Source organism: Nocardioides halotolerans DSM 19273 (assembly GCF_000422805.1).
Taxonomy (GTDB): Bacteria; Actinomycetota; Actinomycetes; order Propionibacteriales; family Nocardioidaceae; genus Nocardioides; species Nocardioides halotolerans.
The window spans coordinates 99,984-116,611 of record NZ_KE383922.1; the positions used below are offsets into that span (position 1 = coordinate 99,984).

A 16,628-nucleotide genomic window follows, 5' to 3' on the forward strand; every position below is an offset into this window, starting at 1 on the left:
ACGCCTTCGCACCTCAGCCACCGTACGACGCCGCGCACCACGGTGGCTGAGCGTCGGAACCTCCCCAAGGTAGGCAACCGACCGGTGCACCGCTGATCGAGCCTGTCGAGATCACCGCAAGGAAGGCACCCGACCGGGCCACCGCCGATCGAGCTTGTCGAGATCACCGCAGCGAACGCATCCGCCACACCACCGCCCATCGGGCCTCCCCGGGCCTACTCTCGTCGCGTGCTCGACGTCGCGCTGCTGGGACCGCTCGAGGTCCGCGTCGACGGGGTGCGCGTCGAGGTGCCGGCCGGGAAGGCCTCCGAGCTCCTCGCGCGGCTCGCGCTCGAGGCGGGTGACCTGGTGAGCGCCGAGCGGCTCGTGGACGACCTGTGGGGCAGCGCGGCGGCCGAGGTGCAGCGCAACACGCTCCAGTCGAAGGTCGCGATGCTGCGCCGGGCGCTCGGACCGGCGGCCGTCGTCAGCCGGGACGGCGGCTACGCGCTCGCCGTCGAGGCGGAGGCTGTGGACGCCCTCGCCGTGCAGGGGGTGGCGACCCGCGCCGCGGGTCTGCGCGAGCGCCGCGAGCCCGACCGGGCCGGCGAGCTGTGCGAGTCGGCCCTCCAGCTGCTCCGGGGACAACCTCTCCAGGTCGCCGGGGACGCGGAGTGGGCCGTCGTGGCGCGGAGCCGGGTCGAGGAGGCGCGCACCACCCTCCTCGAGGTGTGGTTCTGGGCCCGGCTGGACCTCGGCGGTGCCACCGGCGTGATCGGCGAGCTGGAGGCCGAGGTCGCGGCCCGCCCGTTCCAGGAGCCGTTGTGGGAGCTGCTGATCACCGCGCTCTACCGCGCGGGGCGGCAGGCCGACGCGCTCGCTGCCTACCAACGGGTCCGGACGCATCTCTCCGAGGAGCTGGGACTCGACCCCGGACCGGCGTTGCAGCGGCTGGAGCAGGAGGTCCTCGCGCAGGAGGTTCCCGCAGCGCCGGCGCGACAGCGGGACGATCCGCCCCGGGGCAACCTGCCGTCGATGTCGGTCGAGCTCGTGGGACGTCACGCGCACGTGTCGGCCCTCGCCGAGCTGCTCGGCACCCAGCGGCTGGTCGAGATCATCGGTCCCGGGGGGATCGGCAAGACCGCTCTCGCCCTCGAGGTGGGGCGCCGGGTGCTCGCGGCGGGGTCCGTCGACGAGGTCTGGCTCGCGCGGCTGGAGAACGCGGTGACCCGCGGTGACGTGGTCGACGTCCTCGTCGCCGCTCTCAACGGACCCGGCAGCGAAACAGCCCTCCTCGAGCGGCTGCGGGCCGGCTCGGCGCTCGTGATCCTCGACAACTGCGAGCACGTGGCCGACGCGGCAGCGGATCTCGCCGTGCGCCTGCTCGACCACGCGCCGGGGCTCCGCGTCCTGTGCACCTCCCAGCTCCCTCTCGAGGTCGACGGCGAGACGCTGGTCGAGCTCGCGCCGCTCGAGCTCGCCGACGCGGTCGAGCTGTTCGAACGCCGCGCGTCCAGCCTCGCGGGGGCGGCTCGGGACGACGAGGCCGTCGTCGACCTGTGCCGGTCGCTGGACGGGCTGCCCCTGGCGATCGAGCTCGCGGCGGCGCGGACGAGGACCCTCACCGTCGAGGAGATCACCCGGCGCCTCGACGACCGGTTCGGACTCCTCAACGACCCGAGCAGCCGCCGGTCCGAGCGTCGACGTTCCCTGCGGTCGACCATCCGCTGGAGCTACGAGCTCCTGTTCCCCGACGACCAGCGCGGCCTCTGGGCGCTGGCGGCGTTCGCGGACGGCGCGCTACTGCCCGCCGTCGAGTTCGTGCTCGAGGCGCTCGGGGTGCCGTCGAGCGCGACGATCGACGTCGTCGACCGGCTCGTCACCAGGTCGCTGGTCGCCCTCCACGACGAGCCGGCGTCCGACGGTGGGCCGCGCTACCGCCTGCTGGACAGCATCCGTGCCTTCGCGCTGGACGCGATGGCCCACGCGCGGGAGTCCGACGTCGCGCTCGACGCCCACGCGCGGTGGTACGCCGAGGCGGCCGCGCGGTCGACGACCGGCGTCCGCGGAGTCGACCAGGCCGCGCACCTCCACCTCGCGCGCACCGAGAGGGCGAACATCGACGCTGCGCTGGCCTGGAGCGTGGGTCACGACGCCGTGCGCGCCCTCGACCTCGCGACGGGCTTCGGCTGGTCCTGGGTGGTCCTCGGCGACAGCCGCGGCGCCGAGCGGATCCTGACCACTCTCGAGGCCGCTACCGGGCTCGCCACCGCCGCGCGGCGCGCCGAGGCGCTCCTGCTGGCGGGCTGGATCGAGGCCTCGACCGGCGACCTGGCACGCGCCAGGGAACACGTCGACGCAGCTGCCGCGCTCGCGGAGGACGCCGGAGACCTGGATCTCCAAGCACGGAGCGCCTACTACCTCGCCTACGTGGTGTCCCACCACGGTGATTTCCAACGGGCGCTCGCGCTGACCGATCGGAGCCGCGCGCTCTACGACGGACTTGACCGGCCGTGGGACCAGGCGGCGAACGCGCTCTTCGCCGCCCGCGCCGCGATCTCGGCGGGCGACGAGGAGCGCAGCGTGCAGTCGGTCGCCGAGGTCGAGCGGTGGCTGGCCGTCGTCGAGGACCCGTGGCTCCACGCTCGTGGCGAGGCCACCCGGGGCGAGCTGGCGCGGCTGCAAGGACGTTTCGAGGACGCCGTCGCCCACCTCGCAGCGGCCGTCGACGGCTCGCACCGGCTCGGCTTCCTCCAGACCGAGGCCTACCAGCTCTCGGCCTTGGGCCGGGCACAGTGCCAGGCGGGCGACTACGCGAGCGGTGCCGCGACCTTGCGGACCTCGATCGACAAAGCGGAGGCGACGGGGGACCCCCGTCTGGCAGCGCTGGTCAGGGTGCACCTGGGCCGGGTGCTGCGCGCCGAGGGGGACCTCGCCGGCTCGCGGGGCGCCCTGGAGGCCGCGGTCGCGTGGCACCGTGGGGTCGGCGGTGGCGAGCAGGCGCTGCTCGGAGAGTGCCTGCTCATGGCCCTGGACGCCTCAGCCGGCGGCGCCCGCGCTGGGGCCGCGCTGGAGAGTCTGCTCGCTGACGCAACCGAGCAGGGTGCCGGTCACGTGGAGGTCTTCGCGCTCGACGCGCTCGCCCGACTCGCCCACGACGCGGGCGACCTCACCGCGGCTGACGACCTGCTGGAGCGCGCCGACGTCCGGATGGAGACGGTCTCCCACTTCGTCACCGACCACGACCGCGTGGACGCGCGCGGGGTTCGCCGCTCGAGCCGCGACGCTCGTTGAGGACGAGGAAGCCCAGCAGGCCGCTCATCACGACCGCGATGCCGACGACCTGCGGGTCGCGGACGTGCTCGCCCAGCAGGAGGAACGACCACGTCACCGCTAGCGCCGGCTGCGCCACCTGGGCGACGCCGATCGTGCCGATCTGGATGGTGCGCTGGGCGTAGACGAGCATCCCGTGCGCGCAGACGCCGGTGAGCAGGCTGAGGATCAGCATGTAGCTCCACCCCCGGCTGCTCAGGCCGAGGACGTCGCCGTCCGCCAGCGCGAGCGGGAGCACGGCGACCGCGCCGATGGGCGTCACCGTCGCCATGAACGTCGCGACCTCCATGTCGCGCCGGAAGTAGCGCGTGGACACGACGTAGCCGGTCCACAGCAGCATCGCCGCGAGGCCGAAAATGTTGCCGCGGACCGTCGCGTCGCCGTCCGGCGGTGCGTTGAGCAGCACCGTCACGAGCCCGCCGAAGGCCACGAGCGCGAACGCCAGGGCGCGCGGGTTGAAGTGCTCGTGGAACAGCAAGGCACCGGCCGGGACGATGAGGAACGGCGAGAGGGACCCGATGAGCGCCGCGTTGGCGACGCTGTTGTGCGTGGCTCCCGCAAAGAAGATCGCGAGGTTGAGGCCGAGGAAGACGCCCGGGACGAGCGCCTGGCGCACGTCGCGCAGGGTGACGCGGCGCCCGGTCATCCGAAGGTAGACGTGCCAGACGATGCTGACCGTCACCATCCGCCAGAAGGCCAGCAGCACACCCGGCGCCTCGGCCCGCTTCACCAGCGTGGAGCTGAGGGAGAACGCCAGCACCACGCCGAGGACCGCGAGCGCGCCGAGGGTCCGGGCGCTCAGGGTCCGGACGGGCAGGCTCGGTGTCATTGCTGTCATCGGGTAGGCGGAGCCTAGGCCGACCTGGGCCCCGACGCTCCCGGGTGGCCAGCGATCCAGGACACCACCAGGCTGTCGGGGTAGCTGACGAGGTGGTCGCGGGCCAGGGCGTCGACGAGGTCGCGGTCCTCCGCCAGGTGGGCGCGCGCGATCGCCACGACCTGGCGATCCCGGCTGCTCACGGCGAGGCCCAGGGCACGGACCAGCCGCGCGGGCGCGGCCTCGAGGAGCGCGGCCATCACCACCACGAGCGGGTCCTCGGTGTGCTCGGCGTCCGCGACGATCCGGGCGACCGCAATCGCGTCGCCGCCGATGGCTCCTCTGATGTCCGCACCCGTGCGCTCGTCCATGGTCCGACCCTGCCGAGGGCCGCTGACGGGGTCCTGACGGGCGCGGGCCGGCGGCGTCAGCGCGGCGTCAGCGCTGGCTCCCACCATCGGCGCAGCGCCGAACGGCGTGCACACCGTCAGGGAGGGCGGCAGCCATGTTGCAATTCATCACCTCGTGGTCCTACCGGCACCGGTGGCTGGTCGTGGTCGCGTGGATCGCGGTCCTGGTCACGGTGAACGTCGCGGGCTCGGCGCTCGGAGGCGAGAGCAAGCAGGAGTTCCTCTCGCCCGGCACGGACTCCAAGGCGGCCGCCGAGCTGCTCGACGCACGCTTCCCCGCGAGGGCCGGCGACACCGTCGCGATCGTGGTCCACGACGACCGCGGGGTCGCCTCGGACGACGTCCACGCCGTTGTCGGTCCGGTGGTCGACCGGTTCCGCGACCTGCCGCACGTCGTCGACGTCGTCTCGCCGTGGGATGCCGCCGGCGCCGCCCAGGTCTCCGCGGACGGTGCCACGGCGTACGCCGTCGTCCAGCTCGACTCGACCGGTGCGCGCTTCCCCGTCGAGGTCGCCTCCGAGATGGTCGACCTCGCCGCAGACGCCCGGGCCGGGGGCGTCCAGCTGGAGCTCTCCGGACAGGCGATCGAGAACGTGCAGTCGAGCAGCATGGGCGCCGAGGGTCCCGGGCTCGCGATCGCCGCGCTGATCCTGCTCTTGGCGTTCGGCTCGCTCGTCGCCACGGGGCTCCCGCTCGCCACGGCGCTGTTCGGGGTCGGCATCGGCCTGGCGGGGGGCAGGCTCATGGCCAACGTGGTCGACGTCCCCGAGTGGGCGAGCTCGGTGGCGATCATGATCGGTCTCGGCGTCGGCATCGACTACGCCCTGCTGATCCTCACCCGCTACCGCGGTGAGCTCGGCGCCGGCGCCGACCCCTCAGCAGCAGCCGCCACGGCCATGGCCACCGCGGGCAGGTCGGTCGTGTTCGCGGGGGTCACGGTCGTGATCTCGCTCCTCGGCATGCTGACGATGAACCAGCCCTACGTGCCCGGCGTCGCGTTCTCCGCGGTGCTCACGGTCGGCGCGGTGATGCTGGCGGCGCTGACGCTCCTGCCGGCGCTGATCGGGCTCGCCGGGCGCGGCGTCGACCGGCTGCGGATCCCGTGGCCCCGCCGCGCCCCGACCGCGAGCGGTGCCGGCTTCTGGCGCCGCTACGCCCGCGTCGTCCAGCGGCGTCCGGTGCTGGCCGCCCTGGCGGCGGTCGCCGCGCTGGGGGTGCTCATCGTCCCGGTCAAGGACCTGCACCTCGGCTACCCCGACGACGGCAACGACCCGACGAGCCTCACCACCCGACGGGCCTACGACCTCATGACCGACGGCTTCGGCGCCGGCTTCAACGGTGCGTTCGTGCTCGTCGCCGACCGCGGTGACGCGTCGGCGCTCGCCGACCTCGGACGGCTCGGGGAGGTCCTGGGGCACACGCCCGGAGTGGCCGCTGTGTCTCCGCCCGTCGCCGCACCGGGTGGCGATGCCGCCCTCATCACGCTCACCCCCACCACGAGCCCGCAGGACGGTGCCACCAAGAGGCTCCTCGCCCGGCTGCGCGCCGAGGTCGTCCCCGACGTGATGGCCGGCAGCGACGTCGTCGTGAAGGTCGGCGGCATCACAGCCGCCGATGTCGACCAGACGAACAGCATCCAGGGGCGGCTGCCGCTGTTCATCGCCGCGGTGATCCTGCTGGCTTTGCTGCTGCTGGTCGCGGTCTTCCGGTCGGTGGTCGTCGCCGCCCAGGCCGCCGCGTCCAACCTGCTCTCGATCGCCGCGGCGTACGGCGTGGTCGCGTACGCCGCTCAGGGCGGCTGGCTCGGGGACCTGGTCGGGATCACCACGCCGACCCCGATCCCGGCGTTCATCCCGATGATGATGTTCGCGATCCTGTTCGGGCTCTCCATGGACTACGAGGTGTTCCTCCTGTCCCGGATCCGGGAGGAGCACCTCCGCGGGCGCGACAACGCCGCGGCCGTCACCGAGGGGCTCGCCTCCACCGGCAAGGTCATCACCGCAGCGGCGCTCATCATGGCCGCGGTGTTCGGCGCCTTCGTCCTCGACGACGAGATCTTTCTGAAGATCATCGGGATCGGCATGGCCGCGGCCGTGCTCGTGGACGCCGTGGTCATCCGGCTGTTGCTCGTCCCGGCCGTGATGCAGCTCGTCGGCGAGCGCAACTGGTGGATCCCGGGGCGCCTCGACCGGCTCCTACCGGCCCTGGACATCGAGGGGCCGACGACGTCGCGTGACGAGCCCGCGAGGCCGGCCCCGACGTTCGAGAACGCCTGACCCACACCAATGAAAGGAAATGTCATGAGCACACTCACCACCGAGGTGACCTCCACCGGCACCGCACCCTCCGAGGCGCTGCGACGCACGACCGGATGGCTCTTCGTCGTCGGCGCTCTCGCGTTCGGGACTGCCGCCACCGTCTTGTCCTCGACCTTCGACTGGCCCGACATCCTGCGCGAGCCGGCGGACGTGGTGCTGCCCGGCTTCGCGGACGGCGGCAACAGCCTGATCTGGACCTGGTTCGCCGTCGCGTGGACCTACGCCATCATCGGGGTGCCGATGCTGCTGCTCCCGGCGGCCCTGGGGCGCAAGGAGGACGTCGCGCTGCGAGCCGCCACCGCGATCGGCACCGCCTCGGTGGTGCTCTCCGTGGCCGGCTTCCTGCGGTGGGTCTTCGTCGTGCCCCCGCTGGCGAGCGAGTACGTCGCCGGCGACGGTGCCACCAGGCAAGCGGTCGCCGCGGCATGGACCGCCCAGCACCAGTACGGCGGGGCGCTCCTGGGTGAGCACCTCGGGCAGCTCCTCGCGATCGCGTGGTCGGTGACCGTCGCGGTCGTGGTGCTCAGGAGCGAGGTGCTTCCCGGCTGGGTCGGCGTCAGCGGTCTGGTCGTGAGCGTCCTCTACTTCCTCAACCAGGGCGACGTCATGGCCACGGCGATTCCGGACTTCCCGGTCTGGGACCCGGCCGGGCTGCTGGGCAGCACCGGCTGGGGACTCTGGGTCGCGGCCCTCGGGGTGGCCGTGCTCCGTCGGGGCGGCGATCCGGAGCTGCCGTAGTCGCCGGAGCGGATTTGCCGGAACCCTGCAGACGGCCCACGGCGGCCACTACGTTTGGTCCCACGCTGCCCACGACCTGACTTCCGGCACCACCGGCCCACCCGCACCACCCGCCGCGTGCCGGCGTCGGTCAGGGCGGCCCACGGGGCCGGTCGCCACGGAGTGCGCGGCGGCAGGGAGATCGGGGTCGAGAGATAGGCAGCGGCATGACCGAGGTGGCGCCCCCGGAGGTGCGGGATGACGTCCTGCCCCTCGACCGGCTCGCCGACCTCCTGGAGCCGGAGCGCGCCGACCGCCTCCGGACCTACGCCGAGACCGCCCGCCGCCTGCTCGCCGACCGCGAGGTCTGGAACGTCAGCGCGACGTCCTCCGGTGACGGCGTCGCCGAGCTGCTGTCCGGACTGCTCGGCTACGGGCACATCGGCGGCCTCGAGACGCACTGGCTGGTCCTCGAGACGGATCCGGCGTTCGCCCGGATCACCAAGCGCATGCACAACTTCCTGCACGGCGCGGTGGGTGACGCCGGCCGGCTCGACGAGCCCGAGCGCAGGCACTACGAGACCGTCCTGGCCGACAACCTCGAGCGGATCTCCGGACGGGTGCGTCTCGGCGACGTCGTCGTCCTCCACGACCCGCCCACCGCCGGCCTCGTGCCCGGGCTGCGCGAGCTCGGCGCGCACGTCATCTGGCGCTCCCACATGGGCGCCGACGCCGGCACCCGCGCGACCGAGACGGCATGGGCGTTCCTGCGTCCGTACGTCGAGGCCGCGGACGCGGTGATCCTCTCGCGGGCCGGCTGGGCACCACGCTGGCTCAACCCGTCGCGGGCCTTCGTCATCGCGCCGTCCATCGACCCGTTCGCCCCCAAGAACGCCGAGCTCTCGCGCGAGCAGGTCGAGGCGACGCTGCGGGCGGCCGGGATCGTCGCCGGCAACGTGGGGGAGCGGTTCCGCGACTTCACCCGGGGTGACGGCACGGAGGGCCGGGTGCGGCGGCACTCCGGCGTCATCCTGACCGGCGAGATGCTGCCGGCCGGGGAGCGCTACGTCCTCCAGGCCAGTCGCTGGGACCGGCTCAAGGACATGGGCGGGGTGCTCTCCGGCTTCGCCGACGCGATCGCGTTGATGCCGAGCGATGTGCACCTGGTGCTGGCGGGGCCACGGCCCGAGGAGGGCTCCGACCCGGAGGGTGCCCAGGTGGCCCGGGAGTGCCTGGCCGCCTGGCAGGAGCTGCCGGCGCCGACCCGGCGCCGCGTCCACCTCTGCTCGCTGCCGGCCGACGACCCCGACGAGCACGCCCACCTCGTCAACGCGCTCCAGCGTCAGGCCGGCCTCGTCGTCCAGAAGAGCCTCGCCGAGGGGTTCGGGCTCACGGTGACCGAGTCGATGTGGAAGGCCAGGGCCGTCCTGGCCTCACCCGTGGGCGGCATCCAGGACCAGGTGGTCGACGGCCGCAACGGCATGCTGCTCGACGACCCGTGGGACCTCGAGTCCTTCGGCTCGGCCATCGCCATCCTCATGCGCGACGACCGCCTGCGCGGGAGTCTCGGGGCCGCGGCGCGCGAGACGGTCCGCGACCGCTACCTCGGCGACCGGCACCTCGTGCAGTACGTCGACCTCTTCGCAGCGCTGCTGGATTGAGCGCCGCGGGCACGCCCTACGAGCGGGTCCCGAACACCAGCAGCTGCACGAGACCCTGCTGCAGCCGCCGCCAGCTCAGCGCCACGTCACCAGCACCAGCACGGCCGTGACCGCGATCGAGAGGACGATCGACCCGAGCAGGCCGAACCGGCTGGTGTAGAGGAAGAACATGTCGCACCGGTGACCGCGGCCGGATCCGCGAATCCCACCCACAGGGGTGGCGCCCCGTGTGCTCCGTCACTCGTCGTACGACGCCCGGCCTGCGCGCCGCTCTTGGCGCCGCCGGTGGCTCGGGCACGCCGGGTTGGGGCAGGACATCCCGTGCGGCCTGCGTGTCCCGCACTCCGAGCAGCGCGGGGTGCCGGTCATGAGCCGGTCGCGTCGTGAGGTGTCCATGGTGGGTGTGGGCTGGTACCCGCACGCGGGCGCCGCACGCAGGACAGCCTCGTCCGCACGTCACCCGGTCTAGAGACCCTCGGTCACCTGGGGGCGCGATGTAACGGATCGGGCGCGTCGCGACGTGGACTACGCCGCGCGGGTGGGCCACCACATCGTCCAGAGCACCAGGTTGGTGTCCTTGTGGAAGCCGACGTAGACCTGCAGGTCGGTGAGCGGCTGCTCGCACGAGCGGTACATCTTCACCCTCACGAGCGGGTTGACGCCGACCCGGACCCGGTCGAGGGTCTGCGTGACGGTGACCCCTCGGCGGCGCACGTCCCACCTGTCCTCGATCGTCAGTCGCCCGACGGGCTTGGCGGAGGGCGGCGGCACCCTCGACAGCCAGTCCCGACCGGGCGGGATGACGATGCCGAGCTGGCGGGCGCCGAAGAACTCACGCTTGGAGACGCACGCACGCTGGTCCTCGGCGTGGGCCGGCGCTCCGGTGGCGAGGGGGACCGCCACGGCGGCCATGGTCGCGATGATGCTCAAGGAGGTGCGGATCAGGCTCATGCCGAGAGCCTGCGGCGGGCCGCGCTATGCGCGAGTTGTCACTGCGTCAAGGTCTCGTCAAGAGGCGTGGGCAGCGCGTCAGCCCTCGCCGTAGCGGACGATGCGGTGCATCAGCCGCTCCACGACGAGCCGCCGGTCGTGGTCGGCGTACGCCGGCGCGGCGAGGTCGCCGGACAGCAGGTCTGCCGCTCGGTGGCTCCCGGCGGCCGCCGCGACCTGGGCGCAGGTGCGGGCCGCGTCGCGGACGGCGCCGGCGTCGACGGTCCACATGGTCTCGAAGACGCGCTCCTCCTCGGGCGTCCCGCTCTGTCCCGGGGCCTCCGACGCGATCAGCGTGGCCGACAGGCCGGGCGCGTCGCAGACGACGACCCACTCGCGCGCCATGGGTGCGGTCGGTCCGAGGCCCACCAGCACCGGCCGGTGAGCACCGTGCTGGTGCGTCATCCCCTCGTCGAGGTCGTCGAAGTCGGCGAAGACGTGCGCGCTCGCGGTCAGCCTGGCGAGGTCCGCCCACCGGGAGCGTGACGCGGCGTACTGGGGTCCGGTCTGGAAGCCGCCGAACAGGTGGCCGCGCTGCGCGGTCGCCGCCATCTCGTCCTCGATCGCGTGCGAGATGCTCGTGAGGGTGCGCTTCCGCAAGCGCTGCCGCGGCTGGGCGGGGTGCCTCGCGGCGATGTGGGCGAACACCGAGGCCTCGGCCCGCGACACGGGACCGGTGCGCGCGTGGGCGATCGCGACGTCGAGGCGCATGCCGGCGTCGCGGCGCCGGCAGACGTCCTGGACCGCGGTGACGTCGCCGCGCGAGTAGCGGCGGTGGCCGCTGGCGAGCCGCTGGGGGACCGGGAACCCGTGTCGGGACTCCCAGGCGCGCAGCGTCGCGACCGGCACCCCGGTGGCTCGGGACAGCTGGCCGATCGAGAGCGTGGCTCGAGCTCCGAGCCGCTCCCCGGGCGGCTCTCCGGTCGGCTGCGAGTCGTCCACGCCCGCAGGGTAGCCACGATCCCGCGGCAGGACCGAGCCTTCTGTCGAGGTTTTCGGCGACTGATGGGCAGAAACCTCGACACCACGCCGACCTTTCACCTGCAGGGGTGGTGCCACGGCGCTCGGTCTGGAGAAGCATCGGAGACACCCGACGACCGGAGGACCCTGCGTGCACCTTGACCACACCTCGCCGACCGGGGCGTACTGGCGACGCGACGACCGCGGCCGGGACGGCTGGGTCCTCCGGCGTCGCGATGCCGCGCTGCAACCCGTGCTCGCCACCCGGATCCTGGACGACCTCGAGAGCGACCCCGAGGTCCTCGCCGCCCCCGCCGACGGCTGGCAGGACTTCTGCACGCGGCTCGCCCACGGTCTGCGGCGCGCGGCGCGCGCGCGCCCCGAGGCGGTCCCCGGCCTGCTCTCCATGCCGCCCGCCGGCTCCCCACTCCTGCCGCCGCTCACGTCCGCGACGTGGGCCGAGCGGTTCCTGGCCGCGCTGACCGCCGAGGGCTTCACCGACGCGCACGCCGTCGCGGCGTACCAGGGGTTCACGACCTTCATGTCCGGTCACCTCCTGCTGGAGCTGACGAACGGCGCCTCCCTGTCCGGGCGCGCGACCGTCGCCGGCCCCGGGCTGACCTCGCCCGTGCTGCGCCGGCTCGCGGGCCTGTGGGACGACCCCACCTCGACCGGCGAGTTCGAGGCCGGGCTCGCCCAGCTGCTGGAGCGCTTCGAGATCATGCGCACCGCGGAGGTCACGCCCACCACCCGCCTGAGCGTGGCCGCCGCCACCTGAGTCAACCTCGGCCGGTCACGACCTGACGACCGGCCACGTGGCTGCGGGCATGGGCGATGGCCTCGTCGAGCGAGTCGACGAGGTGATGCTCGTGGCGCAGTGCCTCGAGAGCGCCGACGTTCGTCAGGAGGGGGAGGTGCTCGGGGCGGACGCCCTTGATGATCACGGTGATCCCGCGACGTTCGAGCTCGGTCGCGATGAGGCCGAGGGTGTGCGCGCCAGTGGCGTCGAGCATCCCGAGCTGGGACATCCGGATCACCACGACCGAGACCTGGGGGTGGTCGGCGTCTGTGATCAGGCTCGATATCCGGTCGGAGGCGCCGAAGAACATCGCGCCGTCCAGGCGCAGCAGTGCGATCTGGTCGTCACCCGGGAGGCGCGGTCCGGGCAGCTCCTCGCGGACCACGCCGCTCCGGGCGGCGACCCGGCGGAGGGCGAAGAACGCCGCCACGACGACGCCCACCTCGACGGCCTCGATCAGGTTCAGGCAGACCGTGACCACCGCCGTGACCACGAACGTGACGGCATCGGACCGGGTGGACCGGAGGATGCTGCCGACCGTGCGCCTCGAGACCATCCGCGTCGAGGTCACCATCAGCACCGCCGCGAGGGCCGCGAGCGGGATGTGTGACACCGGCCCGGTGGCCACGTAGACCACGCCGAGCAGGAGCAGGGCGTGGGTGACGGCGGCCAGACGGGTCCGGGCGCCGGAGCGGACGTTCACCGCGGTCCGGGCGATCGCGCCGGTCGACGGCATGCCGCCGAACAGCCCGGACGCCACCGAGGCCAGTCCCTGGCCGACGAGCTCGCGGTCGGGGTCGTAGGGACCCGTGGCGGACATCGTGGCCGCCACCCGGGCGGAGAGCAGGGACTCGATGGCGGCCAGCGCGGCGATCGCCAGCGCCGCGCTGAGCAGCGTCTGGGCCGCACCCGGGTCGAGCGCGGGCAGGACCGGGCTCGGGAGGTGGTCGGGCAGCGCGCCGATGGTGTCGACGTCCAGGCCCAGGACGGTCACCAGCGCCGTGGCGACGACGATCGCGGCCAGCGACGCCGGGATCCCGGCGTGCAGCCGAGGCAGCGCCAGCATCAGCGCGGCCACCACTGCGACGACCACCAGGCTCCGTGCCGCAGCCGACGGCTCGGCGTCCGCGAGCACCCGCCACGCGGCGACCAAGGGCCGGTCGCCCGCCGGCGTCGGTACGTCGAGAGCGGAGGGCAGCTGCTGCAGGAAGATGATCGTGGCGATGCCGAGGGTGAAGCCCTCGATGACCGGCCACGGGATGAAGGTCACCGCGCGGCCGAGTCCCGCGGCCCCCGCGACGCACACGATGACGCCGGCCAGGACCGTGACCAGCGCGACGCTCCCGGCGCCGTACTCGGCCACGACCGGCGCGAGCACGACGACCATCGCCCCGGTCGGACCTGACACCTGCACGTGCGATCCGCCGAGCACGGCCGCCACCAGCCCCGCGACCACGGCCGTCACGAGCCCCGCTGCCGCGCCGACGCCCGAGCTGACGCCGAACGCGAGCGCGAGGGGGAGTGCCACGACCCCGACCGTCACCCCGGCCAGGGCGTCGCGCCGCCAGGACTCGCGGAGCGGGGCGTAGTCGGCTCGCTGCGGCAGCAGCCGGAACAGCCACCGCGTGGACGCGCCGATCACCCCTGCGAGCCGATCGGCGGGAGGGCCTCGAGCACGGCCAGCTGCTCGCGGCTGGCGCTCAGCGTGTCGGTGAGGAAGATCCGCGCGATCGCGAGGAGCTCGGCGACCTTGGGGTGCGCGAGCTCGTAGTGCACGGCGTTCCCGCTGCGCTCCGCGCGGACGACGTCGTGCCGCTTCAGCACCGCGAGGTGCTGCGACAGCAGGGTCGCCTCGATCCCGGTCTGCTCGAGGATCTCGCGGACCGCCGTGGGCTGCCCGCCCGAGGCCGCCAGGATCTCCAGCACCCTGATCCGCGCCGGGTGCGCCAGCGCCTTGAACAGGTTGGCCTTGATCTCGTACAGCGGCTTCTCGGCGCCGTCGGGAAAGCTGCTTGGCATGGCTCCTGCACTTGATGGATTGCGAATAGTCTCAACCCATTGTCGTGACGCGATCGTGCCTGGACCAAATCCGCGACGGCTACTGCGCTCGCAGACGCCACCGCCGGTGCCACCGCCAACGCCACCGCCGGCAACGCGAGAAAAGCGGGCCTCGCACGGAGGCCCGCTCTCGCGTTGCGCAGGTCAGCGGAGGTGCGGCCGAGAAGGCCGCTCGCTGTCAGATGTCGTAGTAGTGAGTGATTCAGCGTGCTGACCTGCGCAAACGCCTCTAGCAGGCGCCGCTGGGGTGCACTGGGTACGCACAGCGGATCGGCATCAGGTCTCAGCGCCGTCGGCGTCCTCGTCGGGGTCGCCCGCCATCATCGCGTCGATCGCGGTCTTCGTCCGCTCGGTCGACGACGGCATCAGATGAGTGTAGGTCCGGAGTGTGAACCCTGGATCGGCGTGGCCGAGGTACTCGCTGAGGGCCAGGGTCGACTCGCCTGAGTCGAGAAGGGTGCTGGCGTAGAAGTGCCTCAGCGCGTGACAGCCGTTCTGCCGATTGACCTCCAACCCCGCCCGTTTGAGCGCGGGACGCCAGACCGAAGGGTTGAAGTAGTTCCGGTTGAGGGCACCGGTCTCGCGCGTGAAGAGCAGCAGGTCGACGGTGCGGGGCTTTCCGTCGGTGCGAGCCAAGGTCACCGAGCGGGGAGGGAAGCGCGTCACGTGCTGGTTGATCCGCTCCAGCACACCATCGGGAAGAGGAACCGTCCGGACCCTCCGTCCCTTCGGGAGCCCGAAGATCAGGCGGTTGCCGCCAAGGACCTTCACCTGACGATTGATCTCGATCTCGCCCGTGTTGAGGTCGATGTCGGCCAGCGAGAGCCCGAAGATCTCGCCCTGGCGCAACCCCAAGCCGACGCCGAGGTCGATGACCAGCTGGTAGCGCTCGGGCAGTTGCTCCCGAACAGTCATCGCCTGTTCACGGGTCCACGGTTTCAGCTTTCTGGGGTCCGACTTCGGCCGCTTGACCGAAGGCGCCTTGCATGGGTTGCGGGGGATCAGACCGTCGTCGACTGCCGCGGTGAAGACGGAGGAGACGTTGGCGTAGATGACCTTCTGGTAGTTGCCCGAGAGGCCAGTGAGTGTTCGCAGCCACCCCTGGATCGTCGACGGTTGAAAGTCGGCCAGATTCCGAGAGCCGAGAGTCGGGATTCCTGGTCGAGGTCGGCCACGACCTGCGCCAGCGACGGCCCGGTCATCGGACAGCCCGTCCGGGGCTTGAGGAGCAACGTCCGCGTCGCATTGGTGACCGAGAATGCGAACTCGGTCTTGCCAACATCGACCGCGACGACCGTCGATGAAGTGACCGGAAGAGCGTGAACAACCACGAGACCCACCTCCAGGGGTGCCAGAAGGCCACGGCGCAGCACGCGCCAGACCTTCAGATGAATGGAACCTGTCGGTCCCTTCTAAGCACCTCCGGAGGTGTCCGTGAAGCACTACCCCGACCAATATCAGCCCTACCGTCTCTGCGTAGGGCTAGCTCGCGGCCGATGTTGCCTTACGGCTTGTGAGCGATTGGCACTTGTTGCGGTCGGTTCCAGCCGTAGAAGGGGGCTCGGTCTCCGGCGTCCCATCGCTCACGCAATCCGGGTGCGTTGAGGTCCCAGTCCGGTCTGACCTCGCGCATCACATTGCGCAGGTCGTGCCACAGATCGGAGGTCGTGGGTCGTCCCCAGAACCAGTAGCCGTTGTACGCAGAGTGCACGACCAGACCCGGCTTCAGTACCAGGGTGTGCGGAACCATCGGGTCGTGCGTTGAGTCGGTGTACTCCGGGATGTCGAGGTCACGTTGGACGATCCGGGTGGGGTCAGCAAGGAACGGCCACTGGGCGCCGACAGCATCGTGGAACGCGCGCGCTCCGCGCGGAGTGTCGGGTGTGATGGTGACGATCCGGGTGTAGGCGACCGCGACCTTCGGGAAGAAGCCGGCAAGTTCGAGATGGTGCTGGTGCTCTCTGGGGCAGTAGCCGCCCCGGGCCAACGTGAGGATCATCGGGTCCGGTCCCTGGAGTTCGCTGAGCCGCCGCAGCTCGTGCGTGTGGTCGGTCAACTCGTAGTCCGGGAAGGTGTCGCCGGGTGCTAATCCAGTTCCCATGTTCGATCGCCCCTTTCACTGAATGGCCTGCAGTTGCGGCCCGTTGTCTCGACCGGCCAGTAGGGTCAGATGTGACGCCGACGTTGGCTCGTTCCACCAGGAGCCGGACGACTTACGCCGGTTCAGGGCGTGCTCGCGACGCCCAGCAACGGCCCTGCAGAGCTACGCGTCCGGACGAGCTCTGCGGGGCCGTCCTGGGTTTGGCCGCTACTCGTACCCGTTCATGGGCCCTGCGGCCGAGGTCTGTGAGGCGTTCCCCTGATTCGACCGTTCAGCTGGGTCGTGTGTGACGAATACCCGCTTCGGGGCCCACCGGCTACAGCTCGAGATCTACAGGGTGAAGCGGTACGAGACGTTCGCTGGCCGTTCCGATGTGACGGCGTGTTGACTGGCGTGCGATCGACTTCGTGGCCTCGATGTGTCTCGGTTTGCCATCACCACGAGGATGACGATCGAGCCTGCGGTCCACAGGGCCATCCCGATCA

At 72.0% G+C, this 16,628-nt stretch carries 13 protein-coding genes; 5 read left to right on the top strand and 8 right to left on the bottom strand.

Going from position 1 to position 16,628, the window contains the following annotated elements; all coding sequences use genetic code 11:
* Positions 1–228: 228 nt before the first annotated feature.
* Positions 229–3,273 (top strand): ATP-binding protein, encoded by a 3,045-nt coding sequence (locus G514_RS29190; protein ID WP_051247344.1) that lies wholly within the window; start codon positions 229–231, stop codon positions 3,271–3,273.
* Here G514_RS29190 and G514_RS0111155 read toward each other — a convergent pair.
* Both G514_RS0111155 and G514_RS0111160 read right to left on the bottom strand, forming a co-directional pair.
* Positions 3,212–4,150, bottom strand: coding sequence for a DMT family transporter (locus G514_RS0111155; protein ID WP_084152032.1), 939 nt, complete (start codon positions 4,148–4,150; stop codon positions 3,212–3,214). The genes G514_RS29190 and G514_RS0111155 overlap by 62 nt on opposite strands.
* A gap of 14 nt (positions 4,151–4,164) precedes the next feature.
* Positions 4,165–4,500 carry a hypothetical protein gene (locus G514_RS0111160; RefSeq protein WP_028651814.1) on the bottom strand — a complete coding sequence of 112 codons (336 nt, stop codon included), beginning with the start codon at positions 4,498–4,500 and terminating at the stop codon, positions 4,165–4,167.
* Between the two features lie 134 nt (positions 4,501–4,634).
* Here G514_RS0111160 and G514_RS26240 point away from each other — a divergent pair, with 134 nt between their 5' ends.
* The 3 genes from G514_RS26240 (at position 4,635) to G514_RS0111175 (ending at position 9,235) form a co-directional block, all read left to right on the top strand.
* Complete coding sequence (locus G514_RS26240) at positions 4,635–6,815, top strand: MMPL family transporter (RefSeq protein WP_051247346.1); 2,181 nt, start codon at positions 4,635–4,637, stop codon at positions 6,813–6,815.
* A gap of 24 nt (positions 6,816–6,839) precedes the next feature.
* Entirely contained in the window at positions 6,840–7,595 is a 756-nt protein-coding gene (locus G514_RS0111170; RefSeq protein WP_051247348.1) for a DUF4386 domain-containing protein, read from the top strand.
* A gap of 206 nt (positions 7,596–7,801) precedes the next feature.
* The gene (locus G514_RS0111175; protein ID WP_051247350.1) at positions 7,802–9,235 is read left to right on the top strand and encodes a glycosyltransferase; all 1,434 of its coding nucleotides are present in this window, start codon (positions 7,802–7,804) and stop codon (positions 9,233–9,235) included.
* 525 nt (positions 9,236–9,760) lie between these two features.
* Here the strand turns inward: G514_RS0111175 and G514_RS0111185 are convergent.
* Together G514_RS0111185 and G514_RS30285 are read right to left on the bottom strand one after the other, a co-directional pair.
* Complete coding sequence (locus G514_RS0111185; protein WP_157544741.1) at positions 9,761–10,186, bottom strand: hypothetical protein; 426 nt, start codon at positions 10,184–10,186, stop codon at positions 9,761–9,763.
* A 78-nt stretch (positions 10,187–10,264) separates the two neighbouring features.
* The gene (locus G514_RS30285) at positions 10,265–11,167 is read right to left on the bottom strand and encodes a DICT sensory domain-containing protein (protein WP_036564589.1); all 903 of its coding nucleotides are present in this window, start codon (positions 11,165–11,167) and stop codon (positions 10,265–10,267) included.
* A gap of 169 nt (positions 11,168–11,336) precedes the next feature.
* Here G514_RS30285 and G514_RS26250 point away from each other — a divergent pair, with 169 nt between their 5' ends.
* The gene (locus G514_RS26250; RefSeq protein ID WP_051247352.1) at positions 11,337–11,963 is read left to right on the top strand and encodes a TetR/AcrR family transcriptional regulator C-terminal domain-containing protein; all 627 of its coding nucleotides are present in this window, start codon (positions 11,337–11,339) and stop codon (positions 11,961–11,963) included.
* Between the two features lies 1 nt (position 11,964).
* Here G514_RS26250 and G514_RS0111200 read toward each other — a convergent pair whose 3' ends face one another.
* From G514_RS0111200 to G514_RS0111215, 4 genes are all read right to left on the bottom strand, one after another.
* The gene (locus tag G514_RS0111200; RefSeq protein ID WP_028651818.1) at positions 11,965–13,626 is read right to left on the bottom strand and encodes a SulP family inorganic anion transporter; all 1,662 of its coding nucleotides are present in this window, start codon (positions 13,624–13,626) and stop codon (positions 11,965–11,967) included.
* Positions 13,623–14,003: an ArsR/SmtB family transcription factor gene (locus tag G514_RS0111205; RefSeq protein WP_028651819.1), complete on the bottom strand. Its 381-nt coding sequence runs from the start codon at positions 14,001–14,003 to the stop codon at positions 13,623–13,625. The genes G514_RS0111200 and G514_RS0111205 overlap by 4 nt, the downstream gene beginning before the upstream one ends.
* A 315-nt stretch (positions 14,004–14,318) precedes the next feature.
* Positions 14,319–14,957, bottom strand: coding sequence for a site-specific integrase (locus G514_RS31115; RefSeq protein ID WP_051247353.1), 639 nt, complete (start codon positions 14,955–14,957; stop codon positions 14,319–14,321).
* 589 nt (positions 14,958–15,546) lie between these two features.
* Positions 15,547–16,143 (bottom strand): redoxin domain-containing protein, encoded by a 597-nt coding sequence (locus G514_RS0111215; protein ID WP_028651820.1) that lies wholly within the window; start codon positions 16,141–16,143, stop codon positions 15,547–15,549.
* Positions 16,144–16,628 lie beyond the last annotated feature (485 nt).

Excerpts from the sequence above, each read along its gene's own strand:
- G514_RS0111155 (WP_084152032.1), bottom strand. The coding sequence starts at position 4,150 with ATGACAGCAATGACACCGAGCCTGCCCGTCCGGACCCTGAGCGCCCGG.
- G514_RS0111160 (WP_028651814.1), bottom strand. The coding sequence starts at position 4,500 with ATGGACGAGCGCACGGGTGCGGACATCAGAGGAGCCATCGGCGGCGAC.
- G514_RS26240 (WP_051247346.1), top strand. The coding sequence starts at position 4,635 with ATGTTGCAATTCATCACCTCGTGGTCCTACCGGCACCGGTGGCTGGTC.
- G514_RS0111170 (WP_051247348.1), top strand. The coding sequence starts at position 6,840 with ATGAGCACACTCACCACCGAGGTGACCTCCACCGGCACCGCACCCTCC.
- G514_RS0111175 (WP_051247350.1), top strand. The coding sequence starts at position 7,802 with ATGACCGAGGTGGCGCCCCCGGAGGTGCGGGATGACGTCCTGCCCCTC.
- G514_RS0111185 (WP_157544741.1), bottom strand. The coding sequence starts at position 10,186 with ATGAGCCTGATCCGCACCTCCTTGAGCATCATCGCGACCATGGCCGCC.
- G514_RS0111205 (WP_028651819.1), bottom strand. The coding sequence starts at position 14,003 with ATGCCAAGCAGCTTTCCCGACGGCGCCGAGAAGCCGCTGTACGAGATC.
- G514_RS31115 (WP_051247353.1), bottom strand. The coding sequence starts at position 14,957 with ATGACTGTTCGGGAGCAACTGCCCGAGCGCTACCAGCTGGTCATCGAC.
- G514_RS0111215 (WP_028651820.1), bottom strand. The coding sequence starts at position 16,143 with ATGGGAACTGGATTAGCACCCGGCGACACCTTCCCGGACTACGAGTTG.